The sequence below is a fragment of the Acinetobacter piscicola genome (genome assembly GCF_002233755.1).
GTDB classification, from domain to species: domain Bacteria; phylum Pseudomonadota; class Gammaproteobacteria; order Pseudomonadales; family Moraxellaceae; genus Acinetobacter; species Acinetobacter piscicola.
Window position 1 is genome coordinate 85,442 of sequence record NZ_KZ268708.1, and the last position, 7,370, is coordinate 92,811.

Here is a 7,370-nt window from a genome sequence, read left to right on the forward strand (position 1 = left end):
TGTTTATGACAATGGTGGATTGATTGGAACAGCGACAGTACAGCCAGATGGAACGTGGACATTCACGCCAGAATTACCTTTGATCGGAGGTGACCATAGCTTTACAGGCAAACCAGTAGATGCAGCAGGCAACGAAGGCGTAGCCACAGATCCAATCGACTTTAATGTGATTGGTTCAGCACCATTGGCACCGACGATTCAAAGTGTTGATGACAATGTAGGTGATGTGACAGGTCCTTTACAAAAAGGCGCGACAACGGATGACAAGACTCCGACAGTGAGCGGAACCGCTCAACCGGGTACTATCGTTCATATCTATAGCAATGGCACAGAAGTTGGTTCAGTTGCAGTACAACCCAATGGAAAATGGACACTTGAAGTTGCAGACCTAGGTGCAGATGGTGAGAAGAAACTCACAGCTGTTGCCAAAGACCCAGCAGGTCAGCCCAGCCCAGCTACAGGTGAATACCCAATCATACTCGATACTATTGCACCTACTCAGCCTGAAGATATCACTGCCACAGATGATGTGGGTCCTACGATTGGCGAAATTCCAGCTGGTGGAACAACGGATGATACGACACCGACCATTACAGGTACGGGTGAGCCGGGTGCAACCGTTGAAGTGATTGATAATGGTCAACCACTAGGTACCGCAGTTGTAGACCCAACAGGGAATTGGACATTTACCCCAGAAACCCCATTGACTGATGGTCCGCACGAGATCACAACCACTCAAACAGATCCAGCAGGGAACACAAGCGATCCAAGTGATCCATTGAATTTTACGGTAGATACATCTACACCTAACGTTCAGATCACTAACTTCATTGACAATACAACACCAATTGAAGGCAATATTGCTAAGGCTGGTGTGACCAACGACAATACACCAACAATCGTTGGTATTTCAGAACCGAGTGCCACAATCAGCATCACGGATGAAAACGGCCAAGTCGTCGGTACAGCAATTACAGATGCAACAGGTAAATGGTCAGTTGAGCTTTCACCACAAGCTGAGGGTGAACATACCTATACAGCAACCGCACAACTACCGAATGGTAATACTGCGACAGACATAGCACAACTGACAGTAGATACAACCGCACCTGTTGCGCCGAGTATAGATACAGTGACGGATGATGTGGGAGAAAACCAAGGATCACTTGATTCAGGTGATACAACGGATGACACCACACCAACTATTACAGGTAAGGCAGAACCTGACAATGTGGTCACAATTTATGATGACGGCAAACCTGTAGGAAGTGTTGTTGCAGATCCGCAAGGAAACTGGAACTACACTATTCCATCACCAGGCTTAACAGAAGGCCCGCATGACTTAACTGTTACTCAAACCGATCCAGCGGGCAATGAAAGTGCGCCATCTGCACCATTTGAAGTGGTTGTAGACACGACTGTGCCAACGATCACAGCTGAAATTACAGGAATTACCGAAGATACAGGGCTAGCAAACGATTACTTAACCAATGATCCAAGTTTAGTGATTAGCGGAAAAGTATCAGATACAACACAAGTCCAAGCTGGTGATAAAGTCCAAGTCCGAGTAGATGGTGGAACATGGACAGATGCAACGCTGAAAGCGGATGGAACGTGGAGTTTAGATAACACTGCGAATCCATTGGCCGAAGGTAAGCATACAGTAGAAGCTCGTGTTGTTGATCAAGCGGGTAATGCGACAGCACCGACGAGTAAAGAAATCACGATTGATACCACAGCACCAGTCGATGGAAGTTTGACAGACGTTAAACTATTGGATGATGTTGGTGCAGTCACAGGAGAAATCCAAGACGGTACGACATCAGATGATACTCGTCCAGAATATACAGGACAGGCGACCCCAGATGTTGAACATGTCAATGTTTATGACAAGGGTGGTTTGATTGGAACAGCGACAGTACAACCAGATGGTACGTGGACATTTACTCCAGAGAATCCATTAACATCAGGTCCACATGAGTTTAGTGCTAAGCCTGTAGATAAAGCGGGTAATGAAGGCAATCCTATATCTACAACGTCATTCACAATTATTGGTGAACCACCTCAAGAGCCTGCGATTACTCAAGTTCAAGATGATTTTGGTGCAATTGTTGGAGACTTACAAAAAGGTCAGTCTACAGATGATAAAACCCCAACGGTGAGTGGTACTGGTCAAGCGGGTTCGGTTGTACATGTGTTTGTAGATGGTGCAGAAGTGGGTTCAACGACTGTAAATCCTGATAAGACTTGGTTAATGACATTGCCTGATCTTGGCGCAGATGGTGAGAAGAAAATTACCGCAAATGCCACAGATGGCGCGGGTCAAGTCAGCACAACGACTGATGCATATCCAATTGTACTAGATACAATGGCACCTACAAATTCAGGGTTTATAGCAAATGATAATGTAGGATCGCAAACAGGTCCTATTGCAGATGGAGATACGACGGATGACACTACCCCAACACTAACAGGTACGGGTGCGCCGGGTGATGTGGTTGAAGTTTATGACAATGGTACGCCGATCGGTTCAACTACTGTAGATTCAACAGGTCATTGGACCTTTATACCATCGCCAGAACTTGCAACAGGACCACATGAATTACAAACAACACATACAGATGCTGCTGGTAATGAAAGTGCGAAAAGTGATCCATTATCATTCATTGTAGATACAGGTGTTCCTGTCATTAAAATTGAATCGGTTACTGACAATGTCGGCATTACTGAAACGATTGCTAGAAATGGATTAACCAACGATAACACGCCAACATTTGCGGGTACGACAAATCCAAATCAGCTCGTGACGATCACGGATAAAGCGGGAACACCAATTGCTTCTGTAACAGCTGATGCAACTGGAAAATGGTCTGTTGATTTACCTCAACAAGCTGACGGAGTACAGGATTATATTGCAAAAGTTACGTTGCCAAATGGTCAAACAGCTAGTGATAGCTTTGCACTGAATATTGATACTCAAGCACCTTCAAAACCAGCTTTTGAAGCAAGCGATGATGTAGGTCCAGATCAAGCTGTCCTTAACTCTGGTGATGTAACAGATGATGCTACGCCAACGTTAACAGGTACAGGGCAGGCGGGTGATAAAGTCACCATTTATGATAATGGTCAGCCTTTAGGTACAACGACTGTTAAACCTGATGGTACGTGGGCATATACACCGACAACACCATTGACGGAAGGACCACATTCACTTGAAGTTACTCATACTGACCCTGCTGGGAATGAGAGCGCGAAAAGCGATCCTCTCAATATTCAGGTAGATACGAGTACAGTTGATATTACAATTGATGGTATTGAAGATGATCAATTGCCTGTAATTGAAACAGTGGCTAAAGGTGGCATTACCAATGATAATACACCGATCATTTTTGGTACAACTAAACCTGATTCACTCGTTACGATTCATGATTCAAATGGACAAGCGATTGGATCAACAATTGCTGATGGATCTGGCCAATGGTCAGTAACATTGCCAACACAACCAGAAGGACATCGTGAATATACGGCTGTCGCTGAGTTACCAAGTGGGCAAACGGCTGAAGCTAAAGTTGATTTCACGATTGATACAACAGCACCAACTCAACCAAGTTTTGTTGCAACCGATGATGTTGCTCCGAGTGTTGGTGATATTGAGTCAGGTGATACAACCGATGATACTACGCCAACCTTAACAGGTACGGGGCAGGCAGGAGATACGGTCACTATTTACGATAATGGTCAACCTCTAGGTACAACTACTGTGAAGCCTGATGGGACATGGGCATATACACCAACAATACCATTAACAGAAGGGCCACATTCGCTTGAAGTGACACAAACAGATCCTGCTGGAAATGAAAGTGATAAGAGTGAACCTTTAGACTTTACTGTAAGTACAACAGTGGCAGCTGTAAATATTGAAACTGCGACAGACAATAAAGCACCTAAGACAGGTCCAATCAGTGATGGTGGATTAACAAATGATGACACACCAATACTTTCAGGTACTGCAACTGCAAATCAAGTGGTCATAATCAAAGATCAAACGAATACAGTTATTGGATCAGCTACTGCTGATGCAACAGGTCAGTGGTCAATTGAATTGCCTCAACAGGCTGATGGTGAGCATACTTATACCGCATCTGTGACTTTGGCAAATGGTAGTACAGCGCAATCACAATATAGTTTGGAAATTGACGCAACAAAACCAAGTCAGTTAACGATCGACTCGGTATCTGATGATGTAGGCGTTGTGCAAGGCTTATTGGCATCAGGTGATTCTACCGATGATAAAACACCGACTCTAGAAGGTACTGCTGAAGCAGGGAATGTGGTTGTTATTTATGATGAAGGTAAACCAGTTGGTTCTGTTACAGCAGGTCCAAATGGGCATTGGAGTTATACGATTCCAGCACCAGGTTTGACTGAAGGTTCACATAACTTAACAGTAACGCAAACAGATCCTGCGGGGAATGTTAGCCAACCTTCTGATCCATTCAATGTCATTGTCGATATAACAGCACCAACGATTGTCGCTGAAATTACGGGTATTACCGAAGATTCAGGTCTTGCAAATGACTTTTTGACCAATGATCCAAGTCTCGTGATTAGTGGGAAAGTATCAGATGCAACACAGTTGCAGGCAGGAGATAAAGTTCAGGTTCGTATAGATGGTGGAGTGTGGAAAGATGCAACGCTGAATGCGGATGGAACTTGGAGCTTAGACAATACTGCAAATGTATTGGCCGATGGTAAGCATGTTATCGATGCTCGTGTGATTGATAAAGCAGGTAATTATACTGCACCATCAAGCAAAGAAGTGACTATTGATAGTACTGCTTCTGCAGCACCGATCTTGGACAACATCAACGATGACGTTGCTCCAGTGACAGGTAGCATCGAAGAGGGAGATAGCACCAACGACCCACGCCCTGAACTGACAGGAACAGGCGAAGCGGGCAATACCATTAGCATCTATGACAATGGTACAGAGATTGGTACAGCAGTTGTGGATTCAACAGGCAACTGGAGCTTCACGCCAACGACTGACTTGGCACAAGGTCCACATGCGATAGAAATCTCACAAAAAGATGCAGCAGGTAACGAAAGTCCGAAGACAGCACCAGTGAATTTCACAGTAGACACAGTTGCACCAGAGCCAGCTCCGACCTTGGACAACATCAACGATGACGTTGCCCCAGTGACAGGTAGCATCGAAGAGGGAGACAGCACCAACGACCCACGCCCTGAACTAACAGGAACAGGCGAAGCGGGTAATACCATTAGCATTTATGACAATGGTACAGAGATCGGTACAGCGGTTGTGGATTCAACAGGCAACTGGAGCTTCACGCCAACGACTGACTTGGCACAAGGTCCACATGCGATAGAAATCTCACAAAAAGATGCAGCGGGTAACGAAAGTCCGAAGACAGCACCGGTCAACTTCACAGTAGATACGGTAGCACCACCTGCAGCCCCGATCTTGGACAACATCAACGATGACGTTGCCCCAGTGACAGGTAGCATTGGAGAAGGAGACAGCACCAACGATCCACGTCCTGAACTGACAGGAACAGGCGAAGCGGGTAATACCATTAGCATCTATGACAATGGTACAGAGATTGGTACAGCGGTTGTGGATTCAACAGGCAACTGGAGCTTCACGCCAACGACTGACTTGGCACAAGGTCCACATGCGATAGAAATCTCACAAAAAGATGCAGCGGGTAACGAAAGTCCGAAGACAGCACCGGTCAACTTCACAGTAGATACGGTAGCACCACCTGCAGCCCCGATCTTGGACAACATCAACGATGACGTTGCCCCAGTGACAGGTAGCATCGGAGAAGGAGACAGCACCAACGATCCACGTCCTGAACTGACAGGAACAGGCGAAGCGGGTAATACCATTAGCATCTATGACAATGGTACAGAGATTGGTACAGCGGTTGTGGATTCAACAGGCAACTGGAGCTTCACGCCAACGACTGACTTGGCACAAGGTCCACATGCGATAGAAATCTCACAAAAAGATACAGCGGGTAACGAAAGTCCGAAGACAGCACCGGTCAACTTCACAGTAGATACGGTAGCACCTACATCAACAGTTGAAATTTTAGGGATTACTGATGATAGTGGTGTTTCGACAGACTTTATTACCAATGACAATACTTTGTTATTTAACGGTAAAGTCAATGGAACATTAGGCGCTGATGAAAAAGTTCAGATCAGTTTAGATGGTGGTGTGACTTGGAATGATGCGATTAGTGATGCCAATGGAACTTGGACATTTGATCATACTGCGAATCCGCTTGCGGATGGGACTTATACAGTTCAAGCACATATCGTAGATCGAGCAGGTAATGTGGGAGCAACTGATACACAGAACGTTATTGTTGATACAACAATCAGTGTTCCAACACCTGCAATTTCAATGAGTAACTATGAAGATGCAGGCGTTTCCGCTACAGACTTTTACTCGAACGACACTCAATTCACGTTGAATGTAATAGGCGAAGCAGGCGCACAGGTGATTTACCAAACCTTGGTGAATGGTGCTTGGACAGATCTAAATACAGCAACGATCGCCGTGGATAATACTTCATCGTATGACGTGGATTGGTCTGCACAGCAAATCAATGATGAAAGTCGTAAGTTCCGTGCGGTGATCACAGATGTCGCAGGCAATAGTGTAACGGTCTATGTCGGTGGTATAGATGAAGCCGCAGCACAAAACTACCGTGTCGATAATGTGGCAGCAGTGGGTAAATTCACAGCCTCACTGAAACCTTCAACACAGGGCGGACTAGATACCCAAAATGCTGCATTCCAATTTAGCGAAACTGGTGAGCGCAACTTCAAAGTCTATGAACAAGAGTACCGTGGCGAACATATTGAAAAGCTGACAGAACTTACAACAGTTGATGGTTTGGATACTGATGCCAATGGCAAACTAGATCTATCGACGCTGCTTGCGCATATGGACAGCTTTAAAAACTATGTGTTTGAAACTGTGGATGATGCAGGCAATCTATCCATCAACCCGCAATTTATTCAAGACATCTCATCACCTTTGAGGGAGTTTAATGGTGGAACCTATGCTAATTGGTATTACACACCATACAGTTATTTAGGTGGATTTAGTGCATTGGCCTTCATGGAAACAGATGGTATTAAATTCTACAATGACAATGGCAACCTTGCAGGTTTTGCAGAACGTTACGAGGGCAATGGATATTGGGGAGAAACACAAGTCTATCTGACTTTGGGTAATGGTACCGTACTGACGACGACGGTTGAAATTAACAAAGGTTACTGGGAGTTTAGCTATAACGGTGTGAATCCAATACCAGCAGGTGAGATCGCGG

Annotated in this window: 1 protein-coding gene; it reads left to right on the forward strand. The window is 45.2% G+C overall.

The annotated features are described in order from the left end of the window. The coding region (locus tag CDA10_RS04240; protein ID WP_171333944.1) for an Ig-like domain-containing protein at nt 1-7,370 on the forward strand (7,370 nt) is incomplete at both ends.